Raw genomic sequence first — 22,355 nt, 5'->3', positions numbered from 1 at the left:
CTCAATGCATGAGTTGTTCAACGGCGCCGGGCTTGTCGTGGATGGCAAAGCGATCCACCAGCGTGGCACTGGCTTCATTCATACCGATCACCTCGACCTCGGTTCCTTCCCGGCGGAATTTGAGAACTGCCTTGTCCAGCGCGCTCACGCCGGTGATGTCCCAGAAATGCGCGCGACTCACGTCGATTTGCACCTTGGGCACTACCTCCTTGAAGTCAAACCCGGCGATGAACGCCTCGGACGACGCAAAGAACACCTGGCCCACTACACGGTATACGCGTGTGTTGCCGCCGTCCTCACTGGCGCTGTCCACTCGCAGCACGCGGCCCACCTTGTGCGCGAAGAAAATGCCTGACAGCAGCACACCCACGAACACGCCCTTGGCGAGGTCATGGGTAGACACCGTGACTACCACCGTGGCGATCATGACGATGGACGAGCTGGGCGGGTGCTCACGCAACTTGCGTACCGAATCCCAGCTGAACGTGCCGATACTCACCATGATCATCACAGCCACCAGCGCGGCCATCGGAATCTGGCTGACCCAGCGGCCCAGAAAGACCACCATCAACAGCAGGATGACACCCGCCGACAAAGTGGAAAGACGGCTGCGGCCACCCGACTTCACGTTAATGACCGATTGCCCAATCATGGCGCAGCCCGCCATGCCGCCGATAAAGCCCGTGGCAATATTGGCCACGCCCTGGCCCATGCACTCACGGTTCTTGTTGCTGGGGGTATCCGTGAGATCGTCCACGATGGAGGCCGTCATCATCGACTCCAGCAAGCCCACCACGGCCAGCGTCACCGCGTAGGGGAAGATGATCTTCAGGGTTTCCAGGTTCAGCGGCACATCAGGCAGCAAGAACACCGGCAGACTGCTGGGCAGCTCGCCCATGTCGCCCACGGTGCGGATATCCAGGCCCATCGCCATCGATATGGCTGTGAGCACCACAATGGTCACCAACGGCGAGGGAATAGCCTTGGTGATGTACGGAAAGCCATAAATGATGGCCAGGCCAGCAGCGGTCATCGCATACACCACCCAGCTCACATTGGTCAGTTCCGGCAACTGCGCCATGAAGATCAGGATGGCAAGCGCATTGACAAAGCCCGTGATCACCGACCGCGACACAAACCGCATAAGCGCGCCCAGCTTCAGCACACCGGCCAGGATCTGCAGTACCCCGGTGAGTACCGTGGCGGCCAGCAGGTACTGCAGGCCATGCTCTTTGACCAGGGTGACCATCACCAACGCCATGGCGCCCGTGGCGGCGGAGATCATGCCGGGGCGCCCACCTGCAAAAGCGATGATTACGCAGATGCTGAACGAGGCGTAGAGCCCGACCTTGGGGTCCACCCCCGCAATGATGGAAAACGCGATGGCCTCCGGGATAAGTGCCAAGGCAACGACGATACCGGCCAGCAGATCGCCCCGGATGTTGGAAAACCAAGTTTGCTTGATGGATGAAAAATTCATAGGCATAGGAAACGCGACCAGCACATGCTGATGCGTTTGAGACGGAGAAAACAGAGAAAGCTGCGCCACCGAAGCCGTGTACACGGCTCAGCGGCGAGAAAGACAGTCGAGGCGAGAATCCGCTAGCGCGGCGCCTGAAGAAGCGGGACTACGGCGGTGTCACCGAGCAGAAATACCCAAGCGGCAGCTCACGGTTTGGCACAAAAACCGTGGCTTCGGAGCATTTTTGGATAAGTTCGGACACGGGGAGATTGTAGCTGGGCACTGTCTGAAAGCTGCTTTTCTCCAGGTCCTTACATGCCCGATGTTGGACTCCACCGGTCATGATCAACAGTCAAGCAGTTCAAGTCTCCAGACTCCGCGTTCAAGTGGACCGGGATACGCACACTACGAGCGCGAGGGCTTAAGGCGCAGCCGAGTGTCTGCCAACGACTTCGAGGGCAGGATGAAGACGCTGCGCAATGAGCTTTCCCTCGCTCGAACGTGGTGGCGTACGTCCTCGTAAATCTCCCACTAAATCTGGTTTTAGTGGGACAAATGACGCTCCAAACTGGCGTGCAAGCAAGACCAAAGAAGGGCCTACTAATGCACGCAAGTTCAGCCATCGAAGCGAGTGGCACCCGGATTCTCCGGCTGCCCGATACCCTCAAAAAGACCGGACTCTCGAAGTCCGGCATTTACCAACGCATCCGCGCCCGCACTTTCCCTCAGCCCGTGAGGTTGGGTGCGCGGGCTGTGGGATTCGTCGAGCGAGAGGTAGACGCCTTTCTGTCTGAGCTGATGGCGAAAAGAACCCACGCAGAGGGGGCTAAACGATGAGCGACCAAGCTCAGGAATTGCAAACCGTCTGCTCGGCACGCGAGCGCGTTGAACGCCTTGAGGCGGCAATGATGGGGCTCCCCCAAACCGATTGCCCAGTAAGACACCATTTTGCCCCGGGCGTGTACGCGCGGGAAATCACCATCCCTAAAGACACGGTGCTAGTTGGAGTGGTCCATAAGCGCGACAACCTCGTAGTGCTGTCTGCAGGACGCTTGCGGCTGGTGACTGACGAGGGCACCGTGGAGATAGCCGCACCCCATACGCGCATGTGCAAGGCGGGCACAAAAAACGCCGCTGTCGCGCTTGAGGATTCGGTGTGGACAAACTTCTTTGCGACCGATGAGACCGACACCGACAAGCTCGTAGAGCTGCTTACCGAATCCACTGCCGACGAATTGCTAGGCGGGTCCAAAAACAAACAGTTGGCCGCCCACCGCGCAGCCACACTTTCGCAGGAGTAAACCATGTCATTTGCAGCAATTGCAGGGCCTGTTGCGGGCGCAGTCGTTGGCGGTCTCATGTCTGACGGCGGAGGGGGCTCGCAAACCGCGTCCAAGACCCCTTGGGAACCGGCTATCAAGCCCCTGACCAACTCGCTTGAGACGGGCCAGGCCCTGGAGCGCTACTACCAGCAAAACCCGTTCAACCAGATGCAGCGCACTGGGTATCAAAACCTGTATGCGGACCTAGACCAGTTCCGCAATCAGATTGCCCCCGGAATGATGCAGTTCGCCAACAGCATGATGCAGTCCAACTACCAGCGCGGGCCGCGTCAGTCGCAGATGGAGGCGATGCAAGGCCAGATGCCCATGCAGAACACCAAGCAGCCCATGATGATGCAGCAGGGCCAGGATGGTGTGTATTCCACCAAGCCCATGCAGCAGGGCGGCGCTGGTGGTTTGCTGTCCGCAATGGGCCAAGCTGGCATGTCGCCCATCAACCCCAATCAGTCCATGGCGGGCGCGATGCAGGGCGGGAATATGTCCTATCAGGGCTCTATGCCTCAAGGTCTGCTGGCAAACATCCCACAAGGCCCATTCCAAGCCCCGACACCCGGCAGCTACGGCCTGTTGGATTGGGTGCAAAACAACCCCTTCACCGCAACCAATGGCATTCCTGTGACCCCAGTAGCGGAGAAGCCGACTGACAAATCCCCCGAAGACCTAGCCCGTGAAGAGTGGGAACGACGCCGCATGTCGGGAGAGGGCTACCGAGGCGAAGGGGCCTAAATCGAGCCCCTCGGCCTTGCTTAAACAATGAATATCAATGCGCGGCCTGTCCCGCTGGGGGTTGGATGAAAACTGAGAAGGTGGCAAAGCAAGCGCAGGTAAGCGGGAAAGACGTTCTCCAAGTCGCGGGCCGTGCAGGGATATCGCAAGAGAGGCAGCTGGCAGACCTAGGGGCTGATGGCATCGTCTCCAATGCGATGACCGCCAGGGCTTTCCTAAACCCCTCACAGCCCAACCTATCCATTACGGAGCTGGTGGCAAGCGTGAAGGCCCACGGGGAGAAGGTGAACGGCAACGACCTAGCCGCAGCAGAGCAGATGCTGGTGGCCCAGGCTATCGCCCTGAACAGCATCTTTGCAGAGATGGCTCGGCGGTCGGCCCTCAATATGGGCGACTATCTCGACGCCACAGACCGCTACATGCGTCTGGCACTCAAAGCCCAGGGCCAATGCCGCGCCACTCTGGAGACCCTGGCCGCCATCAAGAACCCGCCCGTAGTGTTTGCCCGCCAAGCCAACATCGCCCACGGTCCGCAGCAGGTGAACAACGGAGTAGCCCCCGAGCGAGCGAAAGGGGCTCCAGCACACGCACACGAGCAAACGGTAATTAGGTCAAACGAACTTTTGGAGATGGAAGATGGCAAACGGTTGGACGCAGGAGCGCAGGGAACGGCAGGCCTTGCTAATCCGAGGCTGGCAGCCGTGGGCACAGTCAACAGGGCCACGGTCGGCCGATGGACGCGCCAGAGCCGCGCAAAACAGCTTTAAGCATGGCGCCAGGTCGGCGGAGGCGAAAGCATTTCAGCGCGATTTGAGCGTCCTTTTGAGAGAAGTCCGCCCGCGGCGGCTGGCATGACTAAAGTACACCCCGCGGAAATGGTAGTCTTGCGTGGCAGCTCGGCGTGGTGCCGATGCGCAGTGCAAGGAGCAGCCGTTGGAACTGCCTGTTGTCGAACTAATTTCCGGCACGGAGACGCCGGTTGGGACAGGGGTCACGGGCGCCCAACGGGCGCTAGTCCGATACCCAGACGGCAACGCGCGGGCAGCCATCGTCAAGCGGATGGATACGCGCGCTATCGCCGCGGAATGCTTTTGTTCTTTGCTGTTGCGCAGGTGGGGCTTGAATGTGCCCGACCCAGCAATCGTAGGAAGCCCGCCTATGGCCTTCGCTTGCATTGATGTGAGCTATCCGAACCTGCTACAGCGTGTGGGGTGGAGTGCAAACCTTCCGCCTGAGATGCGCGTCGTGCTTGAGCACGCTGCGGCGAAGCTCGTTGCCAGCTTCGCGCAGACCCCCCTGGCGCTCGCGGCGGATGAGGCAATAAAAAATTTAGACCGAAACCTGGGAAACATTCTCTGGAACGGCAACGATGTCGCATGGGTTGACCATGAGCGCGCGCTGGACGCGTGCCCTGAACCTATGGCGGATGTGAACAAGCTAGCGGCCCTAGCGGTCATGAGCGGTGAACAAGACCGCATCGCCGCTGCCGCGGTTACTGCTTCATTCACCCTAAGCCCTATAGCGGTCGCTGAGGCTGAGCGCATCTGTTCCGCTGGCGAGGACTCAGCCGGGTTCGCTGCTGTGGTTAGCGACAGGCTCAGACACCTTGCAAACGCTGTTCTAGCGCGGTTTCCTAGACCTAGCGACCTGCTGGAGGAAATATCGTGACGCTTGCGAAATGGCGCCCCTTGTTTTGGGAGCCAGTCGAGGGAACCGGCGAGCGGCTCATGGCTGGTGTAGTCGTGCAGTGTGCCGGAGAGCTTGTCGCCCGGCGTGTCATCAGAGACGACGTACTCGACAGCCTATATGGCGCTGACTCCGCACGGCCGCGTGTGCTTATTGAGGAGGCGCTCAATGTCTTTAGGAGCATTGCCGAGGCGGGTGGCGACGAGGGGCTCTCCTTGCTAGAAGTGCCCATCATGGGACTACACCCCGGGCCGCTCCGGCAGACGGACGTCTTGAGTATTGGAGACGCTATCCGGCAATCCGTGCTTCTTTACTCAAGTCTTGCTCAGTTGGACATCGCAGACGATGAGGATGACGGAACTGTTCAGCCCGAAGAGGTGAATCGCCGCTTTGCAACAGAGGTTCGAGACGCTGTGCTGATACAAGCCCCCGCTTTGGCGCGCTTCTTTAACCGCCCGGCGAGCTTGCATAAAGGCGGTTCTCTTGTGCGATTCGGCTACCTCTCGGATAAGGCAGTCATGCATTTCTCAACCGTGAGCGCCGTTCGACAAAGTGCCAGTGTGAGCTACGCGCGTGCAAAGCTCTGGGAGCTCGCACGAGCTAAAGAATTTGCAGGCCTTCGGGTTGCCGCACTGGTGACGGCGGTCCCTAAGGCTGACGACCTTACGCTCGGACCCAAACAGCGGTCGAAGTTGGCCACCAATCTACAAGAGATTGAGCGTGAGGCGGAGGACGGTGATATCCGCTTCGTGCCCGTAGACTCTATCCAGCAAGCAGTCGAGCGAGTCCTTGAACTGAGCGACTGACGGGAGCGGAGATGCCAAGCTCAGAGCAATTGGAAATCTACAAGCAGCACAGCGCTGCTAACGACAAATACACTTATTTTCTGCTTGCGGCTGTAGGAGCCGCCATTGCGCTGACCATTAATCAGACGCAAACCGCAAAGCTCTCTTTTTCGCAAGCTCCACTGGGCGTTGCCGTCCTACTTTGGGGGCTGAGTTTCTATCTCGGTTGCCGTCATCTGAGTTTCGTAAAGGCCACGCTCCACGCAAACGGCGCACTTCTTAGGGTCCAGGATGGGGAACACCCAATGGCGGGCCGGAACGCGGAGGCTATCGGTATTGCTTCCGATGTTCTTCGAGAAATCATCGACAAGCACTCTGACAGAGCGGCCATATCCGCGGTCTGGCAGTTCCGATGTTTGGTGCTGGGTGGAGTCTCCTATCTCACCTGGCACATCTACGAAATGTGGCTTCGTACTTAGGATGCGATGGTTGCAGTCCCGGTCATGTGGGGGTTGGAACGTTCCGCGCGCGTGCGCGAGGCTGCGCGCTTTGTATGAGTGATTGACTGGCCTGCAAGTGCCCCGTTTTCGGTACTGTTTCCAGGGAAAAACGGGACTGTTGTCCGGGGCCCCCCGGAAAAACGGGGGAGTTATCGGGAAAAACGGGGGAGTTTGGTGCTGGTGTAAGTGGCCCGTTTTCGGGGGGCTTTGCGGCTGGGAGTCGAGGGCTTACTATGGCTCGGAACAGGTAGCAAGCCGGAGGGGCCGTGGCAGTAAATATGTTTGAAGGCGCTCGACGTATAGCGCTTGCAATTGGGGCTACTTGGACCCTTGGGTGTGTGGCCTACGCTGTGCTGCAGAAGCCTTATGCACCACTGTTCTTTTCAGTTGAGTCCCCGGGCTCGGAGCCCAAACCCGCTGAGCAATGCGGCACTGACGATGCTAGGGAGTACATCTCTCGCGAATTTGAGCCCGGGACGCCAATTAGTGTGACGCTTTGCTTCGCCGCTCATCGGGCGGACAACGGTCGAATGCTCATCCCGTATGCAAGGGTAACGAGCGTAGAGCTACCGGACGGACGAATTCTGCAGAATGTTCCCTTGGACATAACGCAGGCGGAGCTGCTAGCCAAACTCAAGGCAAACGGTATCGAGATTTCTCGCTTGGCTGGTACATCTGGGCCCAGCTGGGAACCGCTTTGGCGCACTCATTGGAATATGGGTGAGCCCTACAGCACCGAGGTATCCGTCTACACCCAACGCGTTGCCGATGGCTTCAGTTTGACGCGGCAAAGCCAAGAGACTGCCGCTAGCCAACTTTGGCAGGCGAGACTTCGCCATTGGAAAGAGTCGTTTCAGGTGCTCGTTGTCGGTTTGCTGCTCGGCTGGGCTCTCACCGCTCTCATAGGCTGGATTGCCCGTGGCTTTCTGGGCATACCACGCGGCAAAGACCATCGCCCTGCATAGAGCGACCTTCGAAAGGAATTCGACATGATGAGAAAGGCTGCGCTTCTTCTTGCGGCGATGTGCTCGTTGACCGCCTGCGGCTTGGGGGGGAATTACGCGAGCGAGGTCGGTTGGCGTGAGGGTGGCAAGGAGCGTTGGAACATCTCCGGGGACTTCTCGTCCCTCGATGCATGTCGCACCGCCGCTATCTCCGAATACAACAGCATCAATGCTCGAAACCCCGGACAGGCTTTTTCGTGGGCCTGTTTGAAGAAAAATTCAGACGGCAGCTACGAAAGCCGACACCGCTAGGAGTTCAGAAGCCAAACCCGGTGAAATCCCAGCGGGTTGGAGGGTCTTTTACCGGGAGGCCGCAGCGCTGATGTGCACTGGCCGTGCAGGCTGGCAACTTCTGTGGCGCAAAGCTAAGAATCTTCAGATGGATTCGACAGCCTCCGCCGAGTTCTCCTATGGAAGAGGCCAGATTGCAGGCCCGCACCCATCGTCTAGCCCATTAATCGATTCACCCGCGATGCTGGGTGTTTAGGGTGGGGTTTTTTTAGATGACCCGTGCCAACCAGCGACCTGATGCTTTTTAGGGCTGCAGCGCGGGTGATGGCTTCACACCGCTTCAAGAGTTCGCACCTAAACTGATGGGCCTAATGATGGGTATGAAAGCAAAACGGGCCCAGAGGGCCCGTATTTACTATGTCAATGGCGGAGAGGGCGGGATTCGAACCCGCGGTGGGGATTAGCCCACACACGCTTTCCAGGCGTGCGACTTAAACCGCTCATCCACCTCTCCGAAGCCCTCGATTATAGCCACAGGATTGGGTGCATTCCGGTCACTGATCGGTATCGCCTGAAAATTTCAGTGGGCCGCCACTTTGTCAGCCTGCCTTGTTGGATGTCTGCACCATCTTCATCGCCGAGCCGATCAGCGCCGACACCTCGGTCATGTTGCTGGGCACGATGAGGGTGGTGGTGGCGTCCGACGCGACTTGGCTGTAGGCATCCACGGCTTTTTCAGCCACCTTGAGCTGCACGGCCTGCTCGCCGCCGGGCTGGCGGATGGCTGCAGCCACGCGTTCGATGGCCTGGGCGTTGGCTTCGGCCACGGCCTTGATGGATTCGGCCTCGCCCTGGGCCTTGTTGATGACGGCCTGTTTTTCGCCCTCGGAGCGGGCGATGAAGGCCTCACGCTCGCCGGTGGCGATGTTGATCTGCTCCTGGCGGCGGCCTTCTGAGGCGGCAATCAGTGCGCGCTTCTCCCGCTCCGCAGTGATCTGGGCCTGCATGGCGTGCAGGATTTCCTTGGGCGGGGTCAGGTCCTTGATTTCATAACGCAGCACCTTCACGCCCCAGTTCAGGGCGGCTTCGTCGATGGCCTGCACCACCTGCGCGTTGATGATGTCGCGCTCTTCGAAGGTCTTGTCGAGTTCGAGCTTGCCGATGACCGAGCGCAGCGAGGTCTGCGCCAGCTGGGTCACGGCCATGATGTAGTTGCTCGACCCATAGCTGGCGCGCATGGGGTCGGTGACCTGAAAGTACAGGATGCCGTCCACCTGCAGCTGCGTGTTGTCGCGCGTGATGCAGACCTGGCTGGGCACATCGAGCGGAATTTCCTTCAGGCTGTGTTTGTAGGCGACCTTGTCCACAAAGGGGATCAGAAAGTTCAGCCCGGGGGTCAGCGTGCCCGCATATTTGCCCAGGCGTTCCTTGACCCAGGCGTTTTGCTGGGGCACGACCTTGACCGAGCGGGCGATGAAGATCACGGCAATGATCAGGATGACGATGGCAATTTCCATGGGAAGCCTTTCTTGGGTGATCGACAGGGAGTCTTCGGTGTTTACAGCGGGTCCACCAGCAGGCGGTTGCCCACCAGCTCGGCGACGCGATGCATGCCAGTAGACGGGGTGACGCCGGGGCGGTGCATGGCCGTCCATTGGGCGCCCCGGTACTTCACGGTGGTCGTGCCGTCGGGGCTCCAGCTTTCGATGAGGATGGTTTCGCCTACGTCCATGTTTACGCTGCGGTCCGCACGTGCAGACGGATCGCCGGGGCGCTTTCTCCGCAGCAGGTAGCAGGCCACGACAGCCCCGCCGCCCACAATGGCGGCAGACACCATCTGCATCGCGGACGCCAGGCCCAGGTGGGCGGCCAGGGCGGCGGCTACCAGCCCCAGGGCCACCATCAGCAAATAGAACGTGCCGGTGAGCAGTTCTGCCACGACCACGGCCCCTGCTGCCAGCCACCAGATGGTGGATGCCTCCATGTAGAACCTCCTTGTGTGGTTGTGTTTAGTGCACCACATTCTGGGTCAAAAGGATGGCAGTTCAAAGGCGCGTCAACGTTATTCCTTACACTTCGCGCCTATTTCGTTTTTTGGCCGGGCAGGCCACGGCTCCTTGGAGGCTGCGCATGAAGTTTCGCTTTCCCATCATCATCATCGATGAAGACTATCGTTCCGAGAACACCTCGGGGCTTGGCATTCGTGCGCTTGCACAGGCCATTGAGGCCGAGGGCTTTGAAGTGGTCGGGGTCACCAGCTATGGCGACCTCTCGCAGTTTGCGCAGCAGCAAAGCCGCGCCAGTGCCTTCATCTTGTCCATCGACGATGAAGAATTCTCCGAGGGCGAAGGGCTGGACCCCATCGTGCTGAGCCTGCGCAACTTCATTGGCGAGGTGCGCCGCAAGAACGCCGAAGTGCCCATCTATGTGCACGGCGAAACCAAGACCAGCCGCCACCTGCCCAACGACATCCTGCGCGAGCTGCACGGCTTCATCCACATGTTCGAGGACACCCCCGAATTCGTGGCGCGCCACATCATCCGCGAGGCCAAGAGCTACCTGGAGAGCGTGCAGCCACCGTTCTTCAAGGCGCTGCTGGACTACGCCGAAGACGGCTCGTACAGCTGGCACTGCCCCGGTCACTCCGGCGGCGTTGCGTTCCTGAAGAGCCCCGTGGGCCAGATGTACCACCAGTTCTATGGTGAAAACATGCTGCGCGCCGACGTGTGCAACGCGGTGGAAGAGTTGGGCCAGCTGCTGGACCACAACGGCGCCATTGGCGAGAGCGAGCGCAACGCCGCGCGCATCTTCAATGCCGACCACTGCTTCTTTGTGACCAACGGCACGTCCACATCCAACAAGATGGTGTGGCACCACACTGTGGCACCCGGGGATGTGGTGGTCGTGGACCGCAACTGCCACAAGTCCATCCTGCACAGCATCATCATGACCGGGGCCGTCCCTGTGTTCATGAAGCCCACGCGCAACCACTTCGGCATCATCGGCCCCATCCCGCAAAGCGAGTTCGAGCCCAAGGCGATCGAGGCAAAAATCAAGGCCAACCCCCTGCTCAAAGGCGTGGATGCCAAGAAGGTCAAGCCCCGCGTGCTGACGCTCACGCAGTCCACCTACGACGGCGTGCTGTACAACACCGAGACCATCAAGGGCATGCTCGACGGCTATGTGGACAACCTGCACTTTGACGAGGCCTGGCTGCCGCACGCGGCGTTCCACCCGTTCTATGGCAGCTACCACGCCATGGGCAAAAAGCGCACACGCCCCAAGCACTCGGTGACGTACGCCACACAGTCCATCCACAAGCTACTCGCCGGTATCAGCCAGGCATCGCATGTGCTGGTGCAGGACTCGCAGACCACCAAGCTCGACCGCCACCTGTTCAACGAGGCCTATCTGATGCACACCAGCACCAGCCCTCAGTACAGCATCATCGCCAGCTGCGATGTGGCCGCCGCGATGATGGAGCCACCTGGCGGCACCGCGCTGGTGGAAGAAAGCATCCTGGAGGCACTGGACTTCCGCCGTGCCATGCGCCAGGTGGAGGAGGAGTTCGGCAAGAACGATTGGTGGTTCAAGGTCTGGGGCCCTGAAAAGCTCACCGACGAGGGTATTGGTCGCGCGGAAGACTGGATCATCCGCAGCGACAGCAAGAGCAAGAAGGGCAGCAAGTGGCACGGCTTCGGCCAGCTGGCTGACGGCTTCAATATGCTGGACCCGATCAAGTCCACCATCGTCACGCCGGGCCTGAGCCTGGACGGCAAGTTCGACAAGACTGGCATCCCCGCGTCCATCGTGACCAAGTACTTGGCCGAGCACGGCGTGGTGGTGGAGAAGACGGGCCTGTACAGCTTCTTCATCATGTTCACCATCGGCATCACCAAGGGCCGCTGGAACACGCTGCTGACTGCGCTGCAGCAGTTCAAGGACGACTACGAGAAGAACCAGCCCATGTGGCGCATCCTTCCCGAGTTCTGCCAGCAGCACAAGCGCTACGAACGCATGGGCCTCAAGGACCTGTGCCAGCACGTGCATGAGATGTACGCCAAGTACGACATCGCGCGCCTGACCACCGAGATGTACCTGTCGGACCTCACGCCCGCCATGAAGCCCTCGGATGCGTACGCGCACATTGCGCACCGCACCACCGAGCGCGTGGAGATCGACCACCTGGAAGGCCGCATCACCGTGGGCCTGGTCACACCGTACCCCCCAGGCATTCCGCTGCTGATTCCGGGCGAGGTGTTCAACAAGAAGATCGTGGACTACCTCAAGTTCGCGCGCGAATTCGCCAAGCTGTGCCCGGGCTTTGAGACCGATATCCACGGCCTGGTGGAAGTGGAAGACGAGAACGGCCAGGTGCGCTACTACGCCGACTGCGTGGCAGAGCAAGGCAAGACCGGCAAGAACCCCAAGCCACTGGCGACCGCCAAGAACCTGGTGCAGGTGGGCGACGACGGCCCGTACGGGCGCAACGTGTAAGCACGTCTTCGCGCTGGTGTGTGGGTGCACCAGCGTCTCGAAAATCGCTCCCCCGGCATGGCTGGCGGAGCGATTTTTTTGTGCATTTGAATCCGCTGTTGTGGTGCTGCCGTATTGACTGTCAGCCGCGTGGTTTTCATGCGGTGACGACTGTCTTCACACACCTCTCAGGAGATTCCCATGACCCTTCGATTCAACGCCCGCCTTGCCACCATCGCCCTCACCGCAGCCATGGCCGCTGCCGCAATGCCTGCCGCAGCACAGGTCATGGTGGGCGGTGCGCCCATGCTGGCCAGCAAGGACATCATCGACAACGCCGTGAACTCCAAGGACCACACCACCCTGGTGGCGGCGGTCAAGGCGGCAGGCCTTGTTGAGACGCTGAAGGGCCCCGGTCCGTTCACCGTGTTTGCGCCCACCAATGCGGCGTTTGCCGCATTGCCCGCCGGCACGGTGGACACGCTGCTCAAGCCCGAGAGCAAGCCCACCCTGACCAAGGTGCTCACCTACCACGTGGTGGCGGGCAAGTACGACGCTGCTGCGTTGTCCAAGATGATTGCTGACGGCAAAGGCATGGCCAGCCTCAAGACGGTGGCGGGCGGTACGCTCACCGCCAAGGCCAGCGGCAATGCCGTCATGGTGACGGACGAAAAGGGCGGTACGGCGACGGTGACGATTGCCGACGTGTACCAGTCCAACGGCGTGATCCACGTGGTGGACAAGGTGTTGTTGCCCAACTGATTGGGCAACGGATAGGAGCGAGGCGGCATGCGCTGCCGCGCTCAGCTCGCGTATCGCCACCTCGTCGAAATCAGCTCGGGTTTGCGGTGGCCCCGTCAGCGGGTGGGCGGCATGTCGTCGCGCACCCGCACAAAACTCGCGAAGCGTGGCACGCCGCTGTCGTGGGTGCCTCTGAAGCGGTAGGTCACCCAGCTACCCACGGGCGGCGGGTGGTCGCGCTCCGCGTCGGTCAACCCTGCGCCCAGTCGAAACCGCTGGCCCGAAGGCATCTCCACCACCAGGGCGCCCAGCCGCCCGGCGTGGCGGCCTTGGCCGGGCAGATGGGCGACCACCTTGGCCTCGGTGTCTTCGTGGGTCTTGACCTTGATGAGATCGTCACTGCGACCTGCGCGGTACATCGATGCGCCCCGGTGCAGCATCAGCCCTTCGCCGCCCGCGCGCACAGTGCGCAGCAGCAGCTTTTGCAAAGCGGCGTCGCTGGCTACGCGCTGCTGGGGCACCGCCTGCACCCATGGCTGGTCCAGCGACTCTACGAGCTTGTTCAATGCGGGCAGGCGCTGGTCAAACGTGCCGCCGTGCGCAGGCAGGTCAAACACCATAAAGTGCATCTCGCGCCATGCGGCATCGTCCGGCTGCTGCTGGCGCACGGTGGACTGGGCGTGGCTGAATCGGCCGCGTCCTGCCCACAGCTCGCCGTCCATGGGCGTGTCGGGCCAGCCGGCGGTGAACCATGCCGGGGCCGCCACGGTCTCTCCACCCCGCGTGCGCAGCGTGTGGCCGTCCCAATAGCCGCGCACGCCATCGTATTTTTCGCTCACCCAGTAGTCCGCGAGGCGCATGCCGGGGCGGTACACATTGGCCAGCAACAGGGCGGGTGCATCGCCGGCCCAGGCCTGGGGGGTGGTCAGTGCGGCCAGGGGTGCGAGGCCCAGCAAAGCCAGGCAGTGTCTGCGGAGCATGATGGAGGTGCTATCAAAAAAATAGCTTCTAGCGCATGTTCTATCAGCGCTAGAAGCCTGTTTGGTTCAAAAATGCGGTGAGCCCGCTTGGCGGATTACACCTGGTCGGCGCTCAGGCCAGCGGTCTGGCTGAAGCCGCCGTCCACATAGGTGATCTCAGCCGTCATGCCCGATGCCAGGTCCGACAGCAGGAAGGCCGCCACATTGCCCACGTCTTCAATCGTCACATTGCGGCGCAGGGGCGAGGCGTCGGCCACACGGCTCAGCAGCTTGCCAAAGTCCTTGATGCCGCTGGCAGCCAGGGTCTTGATGGGGCCGGCACTGATGCCGTTGGCCCGGATGCTGCGGCCGTCTTCGGTGCGGCCCACGGCCTCGGCCAGGTAGCGCACGCTGGCCTCCAGGCTGGCCTTGGCCAGGCCCATGGTGTTGTAGTTGGGGATGGAGCGCAGCGCGCCCAGGTAGCTCAGGGTCAGCAGCGACGACTTGTCGTTCAGGTAGGGCAGGGCGGCCTTGGCCATGGCCGGGAAGCTGTAGGCGCTGATGTCGTGGGCAATGCGGAAGCCTTCGCGGCTCAGGCCGTCCAGAAAGTTGCCCGCAATGGCCTCGCGCGGTGCAAAGCCGATGCTGTGCACAAAGCCGTCAAACTTCGGCCAAGTCTGCGACAGGTCTGCAAACATGCGCGCGATCTGCTCGTCGCTGGCCACGTCGCAGTCAAACACCAGCTTGGAGTTGAACTCGGCTGCAAAGTCGGTGATGCGGTCCTTGAAGCGCTCGCCCACGTAGCTGAACGCCAGCTCGGCACCTTGCTCGTGGCAGGCCTTGGCAATGCCGTAGGCGATGGAGCGGTTGGACAGCACGCCCGTGATGAGCAGCTTCTTGCCGGTCAGAAAACCCATGTGAAATCTCCTTGTGGAATAGCGGAATGCAGGCTTGGCGCCCGGTGCATGTGGATATGCGGCTTTGGCTGCAAGCCCCTGCGAACGTAGTGCAGAATTGTCGCATGCGGTTTTGGCTGGCTTTGTTGCTGATGGGGAGTGCTGTTCCAGCGTGGGCAGCACATGCGTATGCCTTGTGGGGCGCGCCGCGCTATCCGGCGGGCTTTGCGCATTTCGACTATGTGAATCCCGAGGCCCCCAAGGGCGGTGAGTTGCGGCTGGTCAGCAACTTGCGCACGTCCACCTTTGACAAATACAACCCGTTCACCATCAAGGGCAACGCACCGGCCTACCTGTCGTCGCTGATGTTCGACTCGCTGCTGGTGGGCTCCATGGACGAGACCGCAACCGGCTATGGTCTGCTGGCCGAGGACGTGGAAGTCGCTCCCGATGGGCTGTCTGCCACCTTCCGCCTACGGCCCGAGGCGCGGTTTCACAACGGCAAGCCCGTGCTGGCCCAGGACGTGAAGCACAGCTACGAAACGCTGGTGGGTCCCTTCACCTCGCCTGCGTACAAGACTTTGCTGATCGAGGTGGCGGGCGTGGATGTGATCAACGACCGCACCGTGCGCTACCGCTTCAAGCAACCCAACCGCGAGCTTCCCATCACCGTGGGCGGCTTGCCCGTGTTCAGTCGCGACTGGGGCGTGGAAAACGGCAAGGCCAAGCCCTTTGACCAGGTGGTGATGGACATCCCCATCGGCAGCGGCCCCTACAAGATCGGGCCCGTGCGGTTTGGCAAGGACATCACCTATGTGCGCGACCCGCAGTACTGGGCGCGCGACCTCAATGTGCGCAAGGGCACGGCCAACTTCGACCGCATCCTGGTCAAGATCTACAAGGACAACACCGCGCGGCTGGAGGCCCTGAAGGCGGGCGAGTTCGACCTCATGCGGTTCTTCAGTGCGGGCGACTGGGCCCGCCGCGTCACGGGCAAAAAATTCGACACCGGCGAGCTGGTCAAGGGCGAGTTCAAGCACAAGCTGCCGTCGGGCTTTCAGAGCTACGTGCTCAACACCCGCCGCCCGCTGCTGCAGGATGCGCGCGTGCGAGAGGCCCTGGGCCTGGCGATGGACTATGAGTGGATGAACCGCCAGATGTTCTACGGCGCCTACCAGCGCGTGAACGGCCTGTTTGGCAACACCGCGTGCGAAACCAGGGGCAGTCCGTCGCCCGAGGAGCTTGCGCTGATGGAGCCCTACCGCAAAGACATTCCCGCAACCGCCTTTGGCCCCATGACCGTGCCCCCGCGCACCGACGGCGATTCGTCATTGCGTGCCAACCTGCGCCGCGCGCAGGCCCTGCTCAAAGAGGCGGGCTGGGAGGTGCGCGATGGCGCCCTGCGCAACGCGAAGGGCGAGGCCATGGTGCTGGAATACATGGACAGCAACGAAGGTGGAGTGCGCACCATCACCCCCTGGATGCGCAACCTCGAAAAGATCGGTGTCACCTTGCGCTTCCGCTCCGTGGACTTTGCGCTGTACCAGCAGCGCCTGCAGAAGTTTGACTTCGACATCACCTCGATGGCCTTCCAGGGCACCCACAACCCGGGGCAGGAGTTTGCCGACATGTTCGGCAGCCAGGCGGCCGACGTGGAGGACTCCGGCAACTTTGCGGGCGTGAAGAACCCTGCGGTGGACGCCATGATCAAGGCCATGACCTCGGCCAAAACCGAAGCCCAGCTGCTGCCCGCCTGCCACGCGCTGGAGCGCATCATTGCGCACAGCCACTACCTCATTCCGCAATGGACGGCGGCCACGCACCGCATGGCCTACAACGCCTGGAGACTGGCCAAGCCCGCCACGGTGCCGCCGTACTCCAGCGGCGAGGGCTGGGTCATTGACACCTGGTGGGCAAAAAAATGAGGCCCCCACGCTCCGCCGTTCCACGGGTCGCTGCCCCCCAAGGGGGTTGGCCTTGCTTGGGGCGGCCCGGCGCGGCGGCCCGCCGCCTCGCGGTAAGAAAAATGGGTTGATTCATCCATATGTTTGCCTACATCCTCAAACGCGTGTTGCTGATGCTCCCTACCTTGCTGGGCGTGCTGCTGCTGACCTTTGTGGTGATCCAGTTTGTGCCGGGCGGTCCCGTGGAGCAGTACATGGCCGAAGCCAAGGCTGGTGTTGGCGGGGGCGGTGGTGCCGAAGGCGGCGGCCTGAGCTACCGGGGCGCGCAGGGCGTGGACCCCAAGCGGCTGGAGCAGATCAAGGCCTTGTACGGCTTTGACAAACCAGCGCATGAACGCTTCATCCAGATGCTGGGCCAGTTCGCGCGTTTTGATCTGGGCAAGAGCTTTTTCCAGAACAAGGACGTGTGGCAACTGGTGGCAGAGAAGCTGCCGGTCTCCATCAGCCTGGGCCTCTGGACCTTCTTCATCAGCTACCTCGTCGCCGTGCCGCTGGGCGTGGCCAAGGCGGTGCGTGCCGGGTCGCGGTTTGACCTGGTGACCACGCTGCTCATCCTGCTGGGTTATGCCATCCCGGGCTTTGTGCTGGGCGTGGCGCTGCTGGTCATTTTTGGCGGGCAGCTGCAGTGGTTTCCGCTGCGGGGGCTCACGTCGGCCAACTGGGACGAGCTGAGCTGGGGCGCGCGCATCGTGGACTATCTTTGGCACATCACGCTGCCCGTCACAGCCATGGTGCTGGGCAGCTTTGCCGTCACTGCCATGCTGACCAAGAACGCGTTCCTCGAAGAGATCCGCAAGCAGTACGTGCTCACGGCCCGCGCCAAGGGCCTGAGCGAGCGCCAGGTGCTGTGGAAGCATGTGTTCCGTAACGCGCTCATCCCCATCATCACGGGGTTTCCCGCCGCCTTCATCGGCGCGTTCTTTGCAGGTTCCCTGCTTATCGAAACCCTGTTCTCGCTCGACGGCCTGGGCCTGCTCAGCTACGAGAGCGTGATCCGCCGCGACTACCCCGTGGTGCTGGGCACGCTGTATTTGTTCACGCTGATCGGGTTGGTCACCAAGCTCATCAGCGACCTTTGTTATGTGTGGGTGGACCCGCGCGTGAAGTTTGACTAGCCCGAACGAACCCATGGCCCTGATGAGTTCTGCTCCCGCATCGCCTTCGCTCTCGCCCTCCCGCCGCGCGTGGCTGCGCTTCAAGCGCAATCGCCTGGGGTACTGGAGCCTGCTGATCTTCTGCGCCCTGGTGCTGGTGAGCCTGTGCGCCGAGCTGGTCAGCAACGACAAGCCTCTTATCGTGCGCTACGAGGGGCAAACCTACTTCCCCATGCTCAAGGACTACCCCGAAAAGACCTTCGGCGGAGACTTCGAGACACCAACCGATTACCTGGATCCCTTCATCAAGGAGCGCCTCTCTGCTGGCAGCAACTGGGCGCTTTACACCTTGAATCCCTACGGTCCCAACACGCTCAATTACTTCGCCAAGGCGCCCAACCCCTCGGCGCCCACGTCAGACAACTGGCTGGGTACGGACGACCGCGGACGTGACCTGCTGGCGCAGCTGCTGTACGGATTCCGTGTGAGTGTGCTGTTTGGTCTGGCGCTCACCATCACAGGCGTGTTGCTGGGCATGCTCACCGGCGCCATCCAGGGATTTTTTGGCGGCAAGACCGACCTGGCGTTCCAGCGCTTCATCGAAATCTGGGGCTCCATGCCCGAGCTGTATCTGCTCATCATCTTCAGCGCGGTATTCGCGCCCAGCATTGCGCTGCTGCTCATCTTGCTGAGCCTGTTTGGCTGGATGGGGCTGTCGGACTATGTGCGGGCCGAGTTCTTGCGCAACCGCCAGCTTGACTATGTGAAGGCGGCGCGCGCCCTGGGGGTGAGCAATGCCCAGATCATCTGGCGTCACATCCTGCCCAACAGCTTGACGCCCGTGGTCACGTTTTTGCCCTTCCGCATGAGCGGGGCCATCCTGGCGCTCACATCGCTGGATTTTCTGGGCCTGGGCGTGCCGCCCGGCACGCCCTCGCTGGGCGAGTTGCTCAGCCAGGGCAAGAACAGCATTGATGCGTGGTGGATATCGTTGTCCACCTTCGGCGTGCTGGTGGTCACCTTGTTGTTGCTGACCTTCATGGGGGACGCGCTGCGCGATGCCCTCGACCCGCGAAAGGCAGACCAATGACGTCCCCCACGCTCGGCACTGGCGTGTCCTCGCTGCCCCCCGAGGGGGCTCTCGCCTCCTTGGGGCGGCCCGGCGGCGGCTCGGCTGCAGGTCTGCCGCTGTTGAGTGTCCACGACCTGCATGTGCGCTTCGGCTCCAAAGAGGTGGTGCGCGGCGTCAATTTCACGTTGGCTGCGGGCGAAAAGCTGGCACTGGTGGGCGAGTCCGGCTCGGGCAAGACCATCACGGCGTTGAGCCTGCTGCGGTTGGCGGGCAATGCCGCCATCACCGGCCAGGCTTTGCTGCAAGGGCGGGGCGACCTTCTGGCGATGACCGAGCGCGAGATGCGTGGCGTGCGCGGCGGCGACATCGCCATGGTGTTCCAGGAGCCCATGACCGCGCTCAACCCGCTGATGACGATAGGCCAGCAGATCGCCGAAATCCTGCTGCTCAAGAAGGGACTCACCGGCGCCCAGTGCGCGCAAGCCGCCATCGAGCTGCTGGCGCAAACCGGCATCCCAGAGCCCGCGCGCCGCGCCAACAGCTTTCCACACCAGCTCTCGGGCGGCCAGCGCCAGCGCGCCATGATCGCCATGGCCCTGGCCAGCGCGCCGAAGCTCTTGCTGGCCGACGAGCCCACCACCGCACTGGACGTGACCTTGCGCGGCCAGATCCTGGACCTGCTGAGCGACTTGCAGCGCCAGACGGGCATGGCGGTGCTGCTGATCACGCACGACCTGAACCTGGTGCGCCGCTTTGCCGACCGCGTGGCCGTGATGGAGCAAGGGGTGTTGGTAGAGCAGGGCCCAGTGGCCGACGTGTTCGGCGCCCCCCAGCATGCCTACACCCGTCGCCTGATCGCCAGTCAGCCGCGCCGCGATGTGGTCGAGGCCGCCCCACCCGCAAGCACTGCGTCGGTGGTGCAGACACAGGATCTGCGCGTGGTCTACCCCACGCCATTGCCGGGCATCAGGGGCTGGTTCAAGAAGGGCGAGTTTGTGGCGGTGCAAGGCGCCACGCTGCAACTGCTGCCCGGCCAGACACTGGGCGTGGTGGGCGAATCCGGCTCGGGCAAGTCCACGCTGGCACAGGCCATCCTGGGACTGCTGCCATACGCGGGTGAGTTGCAGGTGGGAGGGCAGGCGTGGCAACAGCCCGCCACGCGCAACACCCCTGCCAACCAGCAGCTGCGCCGCCGGGTGCAGGTGGTGTTCCAGGACCCGTTCTCATCGCTGTCACCGCGCCTCACAGTCGAAGAGATCGTGGGCGAGGGCCTGAAGGTACACGAGCCCACACTGACCGTGGCCCAGCGCCGCGTGCGCGTCGAGGCCGCGCTGGACGAGGTGGGCCTGGCCGAGACCCAGTACCCGCGTTTGCTCGAGCGTTACCCGCATGAATTCTCCGGCGGCCAGCGCCAGCGGCTGGCCATTGCGCGCGCCCTGATCGTGCAGCCCCAGGTGCTGGTGCTCGACGAGCCCACCAGCGCGCTCGATGTGACCATCCAGCAGCAGGTGCTGGGCCTGCTGCAGCGCCTGCAAAAAGAAAAGGGCCTGAGCTACTTGCTCATCACCCACGACGTGGATGTGATCCGCGCCATGGCGCACGATGTGGTGGTGATGAAGGACGGCGCGGTGCTAGAAAGTGGCAGCGTGGCCGATGTGCTGGATGCCCCCCAGCACCCGTACACCCAGCGTCTGGTAGCTGCCGCCACAGTGCCTGGTGGGTGAGTTTCAGGCCAAATCTGCCGCAGGCGCTAGTGCAACATGCGCTGGCTGCTATCAATTTTGATTGTCTGGTGCCGTCGGCGCCGAGCTGTTCACTGGGCGCCGCAAGCCTTCAGGCCCCGCTGCGCTGTCATCAGGTCCTGACCGCCACCCGGCGCGCATGTTGCTCTGCACCGGGCTGCGCCCAGACGATCTTGCTCACATCCACTCCCAGGGCCCTCGCACGCTCCATCAGGTGTTCGCGCACATGCCAGGGCAGGGTGGGGGTGCGTGACAGTACCCACAGGTAGTCGGTGCTGGAGCCCACCACCATCGCCCACTGGTAGTTTTCGTCCAGCGCCACCACGTTGTAGCCGCCATAGAACGGTCCGAAGAACGACACCTTGAGTGCGGCCCGGTCGGGGCTGTCCACAAACTCTGCCCGGCCTTCGGCCTCTCTCCACTGCTTGCGCACCGGGTCGTACCCTCGGTTCACCACCTTGATGGTGTTGTCCGCGTTGCGGCTGTACGTGGCGCTGGCCTGGGTCAGCCCCCGCTCAAACGAGTTTTCAATGCGCGCCAGCTCGTGCCAGTGCCCTGCATACCGGTCCACGTCAAAGCCCGTGACGGGTTGCACGCCATCCGGTGTGCGTGGCGTCGAGCACGCTGACAGCACCAGCACGCCCATCAACGCAGCCGCGCCCACGATGAGCGGCCAGGGGGAGCGGCGAGGTGCGGTGCGGATGGCTTGCATGGTGGGTTCTCCTGTGGGTGGGTTCTGGTGGTGGGGCCACCGCGCTGGCTGTGCCCTTCTCCTCGCAACCGACTGTAGGGACCGTGGAATGCGCCCGGTGTAGGAAGGCGCTGGCGCACGGTGTCGGCGGTGTGGCGGGTCTGGTGTCCCTGTCCGGTTGTTGTCGCCGTGGCGTGGGCGTTGAGCAGCCCGCGTGTGGCATGTCCTGTGCGTTGTCATCGATGTATGCATGCAGCCTGCCCCGTGCGGGGTTAGAGTGCTGCAGGGCAACGGCAGTGGGGCCTCTCCACCCCTCCCGCGTTCGGCCGTTATGTTGTCAAGGAGGTCCCGTGAACCATCCCAGCTCTCCATCCCTTTCTGCGCTCCCTGCCGCCTCGGCACACGCGCAGCAACACAGTCTTGCTGCCGACGACCCGGCCACACGCAGCTACCAGCAGGCGCAGCGCAACGGCCTGCCGGGTGCATGGAGCTGTGGCTTGCACCTGGGGCCTCACCAGGTGCTCTGGGCTGCGGGGGCAGATACCCCCATGCCGTCCGTGCGGCTGAGTCTGCCGCTGGGTGGCGAGCGCACGGCGCGCCAGTTTTTCCGCCATGCCGTGCCCACACCTCTGGAACTGGAGAACGCCATTGCCGTAGTGGAGGATGAGGTCCATGTGGGCCACCAGCAACTGCAAGGCCTGTTGCCCGGCGGGCAGGTGTGGGCACCATGGTCTGCAGATGCGGCGTTGCATGACCTGGCCACCTTGGCGGGCGTGCCGCCGGGGGCCCAGCGCGTGCTGACGCTGGAGGTCATGGAGCGTCTTTTCAACCGCCTGGCCGCTGTGGCCGAAGGGCGCCCGGCCGCACACGAAGGCCTGCCGGAGGATCCTGTCTTTGCGGGCACGCTGCTGGTGTTGCGCGAGCTGATGCACCACCTGCCGTTTGCCACGCTGACCCTGATGAACAGGCCCTAGCCGTTATCC

Annotated in this window: 20 protein-coding genes and 1 tRNA gene; 14 read left to right on the top strand and 7 right to left on the bottom strand. The window is 62.2% G+C overall.

Annotated features, from left to right (window positions below):
* Nucleotide 1: 1 nt before the first annotated feature.
* The gene (locus C8C95_RS00845; protein ID WP_066785878.1) at nucleotides 2–1,480 is read right to left on the bottom strand and encodes a SulP family inorganic anion transporter; all 1,479 of its coding nucleotides are present in this window, start codon (nucleotides 1,478–1,480) and stop codon (nucleotides 2–4) included.
* 537 nt (nucleotides 1,481–2,017) lie between these two features.
* On the opposite strand from C8C95_RS00845, the gene C8C95_RS00840 reads away from it, so the two are divergent.
* The 7 genes from C8C95_RS00840 to C8C95_RS00805 all read left to right on the top strand — a co-directional run bounded on the left by C8C95_RS00840 (nucleotide 2,018) and on the right by C8C95_RS00805 (nucleotide 6,481).
* Complete coding sequence (locus tag C8C95_RS00840) at nucleotides 2,018–2,299, top strand: AlpA family transcriptional regulator (protein ID WP_347707477.1); 282 nt, start codon at nucleotides 2,018–2,020, stop codon at nucleotides 2,297–2,299.
* Nucleotides 2,296–2,763: a hypothetical protein gene (locus C8C95_RS00835; protein WP_116747325.1), complete on the top strand. Its 468-nt coding sequence runs from the start codon at nucleotides 2,296–2,298 to the stop codon at nucleotides 2,761–2,763. Before C8C95_RS00840 ends, C8C95_RS00835 begins: the two co-directional genes overlap by 4 nt.
* Before the next feature lie 3 nt (nucleotides 2,764–2,766).
* Complete coding sequence (locus C8C95_RS00830) at nucleotides 2,767–3,531, top strand: hypothetical protein (protein ID WP_133246191.1); 765 nt, start codon at nucleotides 2,767–2,769, stop codon at nucleotides 3,529–3,531.
* Nucleotides 3,532–3,596: 65 nt separating this feature from the next.
* A complete protein-coding gene (locus tag C8C95_RS23615) occupies nucleotides 3,597–4,298 on the top strand; it encodes a hypothetical protein (RefSeq protein ID WP_165836499.1) in 702 nt (233 codons plus the stop codon).
* A 391-nt stretch (nucleotides 4,299–4,689) separates the two neighbouring features.
* Nucleotides 4,690–5,199 (top strand): hypothetical protein, encoded by a 510-nt coding sequence (locus C8C95_RS00815; RefSeq protein WP_116747321.1) that lies wholly within the window; start codon nucleotides 4,690–4,692, stop codon nucleotides 5,197–5,199.
* A complete protein-coding gene (locus C8C95_RS00810; RefSeq protein WP_116747320.1) occupies nucleotides 5,196–6,023 on the top strand; it encodes a hypothetical protein in 828 nt (275 codons plus the stop codon). Before C8C95_RS00815 ends, C8C95_RS00810 begins: the two co-directional genes overlap by 4 nt.
* Before the next feature lie 29 nt (nucleotides 6,024–6,052).
* Nucleotides 6,053–6,481 carry a hypothetical protein gene (locus C8C95_RS00805; protein ID WP_133246190.1) on the top strand — a complete coding sequence of 143 codons (429 nt, stop codon included), beginning with the start codon at nucleotides 6,053–6,055 and terminating at the stop codon, nucleotides 6,479–6,481.
* A gap of 1,680 nt (nucleotides 6,482–8,161) precedes the next feature.
* On the opposite strand, the gene C8C95_RS00790 is transcribed toward C8C95_RS00805, so the two are convergent.
* The 3 genes from C8C95_RS00790 to C8C95_RS00780 all read right to left on the bottom strand — a co-directional run bounded on the left by C8C95_RS00790 (nucleotide 8,162) and on the right by C8C95_RS00780 (nucleotide 9,721).
* Nucleotides 8,162–8,251, bottom strand: a tRNA-Ser gene (locus C8C95_RS00790).
* An 85-nt stretch (nucleotides 8,252–8,336) separates the two neighbouring features.
* Nucleotides 8,337–9,254: a stomatin-like protein gene (locus tag C8C95_RS00785; RefSeq protein ID WP_056746586.1), complete on the bottom strand. Its 918-nt coding sequence runs from the start codon at nucleotides 9,252–9,254 to the stop codon at nucleotides 8,337–8,339.
* Nucleotides 9,255–9,295: 41 nt separating this feature from the next.
* Nucleotides 9,296–9,721 carry an NfeD family protein gene (locus C8C95_RS00780; protein ID WP_099730573.1) on the bottom strand — a complete coding sequence of 142 codons (426 nt, stop codon included), beginning with the start codon at nucleotides 9,719–9,721 and terminating at the stop codon, nucleotides 9,296–9,298.
* Between the two features lie 146 nt (nucleotides 9,722–9,867).
* Between C8C95_RS00780 and C8C95_RS00775 the strand changes: the two genes are divergently transcribed.
* A complete protein-coding gene (locus tag C8C95_RS00775) occupies nucleotides 9,868–12,234 on the top strand; it encodes an arginine/lysine/ornithine decarboxylase (protein WP_056064046.1) in 2,367 nt (788 codons plus the stop codon).
* 180 nt (nucleotides 12,235–12,414) lie between these two features.
* A complete protein-coding gene (locus C8C95_RS00770) occupies nucleotides 12,415–12,975 on the top strand; it encodes a fasciclin domain-containing protein (RefSeq protein ID WP_116747316.1) in 561 nt (186 codons plus the stop codon).
* A 95-nt stretch (nucleotides 12,976–13,070) separates the two neighbouring features.
* Here C8C95_RS00770 and C8C95_RS00765 read toward each other — a convergent pair whose 3' ends face one another.
* Both C8C95_RS00765 and fabI read right to left on the bottom strand, forming a co-directional pair.
* On the bottom strand, nucleotides 13,071–13,934 hold the full coding sequence (locus tag C8C95_RS00765; protein WP_116747315.1) for a DNA ligase: 864 nt from the start codon (nucleotides 13,932–13,934) through the stop codon (nucleotides 13,071–13,073).
* 95 nt (nucleotides 13,935–14,029) lie between these two features.
* Complete coding sequence (fabI, locus tag C8C95_RS00760; protein ID WP_015014680.1) at nucleotides 14,030–14,830, bottom strand: enoyl-ACP reductase FabI; 801 nt, start codon at nucleotides 14,828–14,830, stop codon at nucleotides 14,030–14,032.
* A gap of 104 nt (nucleotides 14,831–14,934) precedes the next feature.
* Between fabI and C8C95_RS00755 the strand changes: the two genes are divergently transcribed.
* The 4 genes from C8C95_RS00755 (at nucleotide 14,935) to C8C95_RS00740 (ending at nucleotide 20,663) form a co-directional block, all read left to right on the top strand.
* On the top strand, nucleotides 14,935–16,734 hold the full coding sequence (locus tag C8C95_RS00755; RefSeq protein WP_116747314.1) for an extracellular solute-binding protein: 1,800 nt from the start codon (nucleotides 14,935–14,937) through the stop codon (nucleotides 16,732–16,734).
* A 119-nt stretch (nucleotides 16,735–16,853) separates the two neighbouring features.
* Nucleotides 16,854–17,888, top strand: a complete 1,035-nt coding sequence (locus tag C8C95_RS00750; RefSeq protein ID WP_116747313.1) for an ABC transporter permease subunit — start codon at nucleotides 16,854–16,856, stop codon at nucleotides 17,886–17,888.
* A 22-nt stretch (nucleotides 17,889–17,910) separates the two neighbouring features.
* Nucleotides 17,911–18,957 carry an ABC transporter permease gene (locus C8C95_RS00745; RefSeq protein WP_116750085.1) on the top strand — a complete coding sequence of 349 codons (1,047 nt, stop codon included), beginning with the start codon at nucleotides 17,911–17,913 and terminating at the stop codon, nucleotides 18,955–18,957.
* Nucleotides 18,954–20,663, top strand: coding sequence for a dipeptide ABC transporter ATP-binding protein (locus C8C95_RS00740; RefSeq protein ID WP_243415604.1), 1,710 nt, complete (start codon nucleotides 18,954–18,956; stop codon nucleotides 20,661–20,663). Before C8C95_RS00745 ends, C8C95_RS00740 begins: the two co-directional genes overlap by 4 nt.
* A gap of 130 nt (nucleotides 20,664–20,793) precedes the next feature.
* On the opposite strand, the gene C8C95_RS00735 is transcribed toward C8C95_RS00740, so the two are convergent.
* Complete coding sequence (locus C8C95_RS00735; RefSeq protein ID WP_056064024.1) at nucleotides 20,794–21,393, bottom strand: lipocalin family protein; 600 nt, start codon at nucleotides 21,391–21,393, stop codon at nucleotides 20,794–20,796.
* Between the two features lie 329 nt (nucleotides 21,394–21,722).
* Between C8C95_RS00735 and C8C95_RS00730 the strand changes: the two genes are divergently transcribed.
* Entirely contained in the window at nucleotides 21,723–22,346 is a 624-nt protein-coding gene (locus C8C95_RS00730) for a hypothetical protein (RefSeq protein ID WP_207780551.1), read from the top strand.
* The last annotated feature ends 9 nt before the right edge of the window (nucleotides 22,347–22,355 follow it).

The organism is Acidovorax sp. 99, assembly GCF_003096455.1.
Taxonomy (GTDB): domain Bacteria; phylum Pseudomonadota; class Gammaproteobacteria; order Burkholderiales; family Burkholderiaceae_C; genus Acidovorax; species Acidovorax delafieldii.
This window is presented reverse-complemented; position numbering and strand designations above follow the sequence as displayed.

Bases quoted from the DNA above. Each gene is read 5' to 3' on its own strand.
- C8C95_RS00740 (WP_243415604.1), top strand. From the start codon at position 18,954: ATGACGTCCCCCACGCTCGGCACTGGCGTGTCCTCGCTGCCCCCCGAG.
- C8C95_RS00775 (WP_056064046.1), top strand. From the start codon at position 9,868: ATGAAGTTTCGCTTTCCCATCATCATCATCGATGAAGACTATCGTTCC.
- C8C95_RS00765 (WP_116747315.1), bottom strand. From the start codon at position 13,934: ATGCTCCGCAGACACTGCCTGGCTTTGCTGGGCCTCGCACCCCTGGCC.
- C8C95_RS00845 (WP_066785878.1), bottom strand. From the start codon at position 1,480: ATGAATTTTTCATCCATCAAGCAAACTTGGTTTTCCAACATCCGGGGC.
- C8C95_RS00835 (WP_116747325.1), top strand. From the start codon at position 2,296: ATGAGCGACCAAGCTCAGGAATTGCAAACCGTCTGCTCGGCACGCGAG.
- C8C95_RS00735 (WP_056064024.1), bottom strand. From the start codon at position 21,393: ATGCAAGCCATCCGCACCGCACCTCGCCGCTCCCCCTGGCCGCTCATC.
- C8C95_RS00830 (WP_133246191.1), top strand. From the start codon at position 2,767: ATGTCATTTGCAGCAATTGCAGGGCCTGTTGCGGGCGCAGTCGTTGGC.
- C8C95_RS00840 (WP_347707477.1), top strand. From the start codon at position 2,018: ATGACGCTCCAAACTGGCGTGCAAGCAAGACCAAAGAAGGGCCTACTA.
- C8C95_RS00755 (WP_116747314.1), top strand. From the start codon at position 14,935: ATGCGGTTTTGGCTGGCTTTGTTGCTGATGGGGAGTGCTGTTCCAGCG.
- C8C95_RS00780 (WP_099730573.1), bottom strand. From the start codon at position 9,721: ATGGAGGCATCCACCATCTGGTGGCTGGCAGCAGGGGCCGTGGTCGTG.
- fabI (WP_015014680.1), bottom strand. From the start codon at position 14,830: ATGGGTTTTCTGACCGGCAAGAAGCTGCTCATCACGGGCGTGCTGTCC.
- C8C95_RS00745 (WP_116750085.1), top strand. From the start codon at position 17,911: ATGAGTTCTGCTCCCGCATCGCCTTCGCTCTCGCCCTCCCGCCGCGCG.
- C8C95_RS00785 (WP_056746586.1), bottom strand. From the start codon at position 9,254: ATGGAAATTGCCATCGTCATCCTGATCATTGCCGTGATCTTCATCGCC.
- C8C95_RS23615 (WP_165836499.1), top strand. From the start codon at position 3,597: ATGAAAACTGAGAAGGTGGCAAAGCAAGCGCAGGTAAGCGGGAAAGAC.
- C8C95_RS00770 (WP_116747316.1), top strand. From the start codon at position 12,415: ATGACCCTTCGATTCAACGCCCGCCTTGCCACCATCGCCCTCACCGCA.
- C8C95_RS00750 (WP_116747313.1), top strand. From the start codon at position 16,854: ATGTTTGCCTACATCCTCAAACGCGTGTTGCTGATGCTCCCTACCTTG.
- C8C95_RS00815 (WP_116747321.1), top strand. From the start codon at position 4,690: ATGGCCTTCGCTTGCATTGATGTGAGCTATCCGAACCTGCTACAGCGT.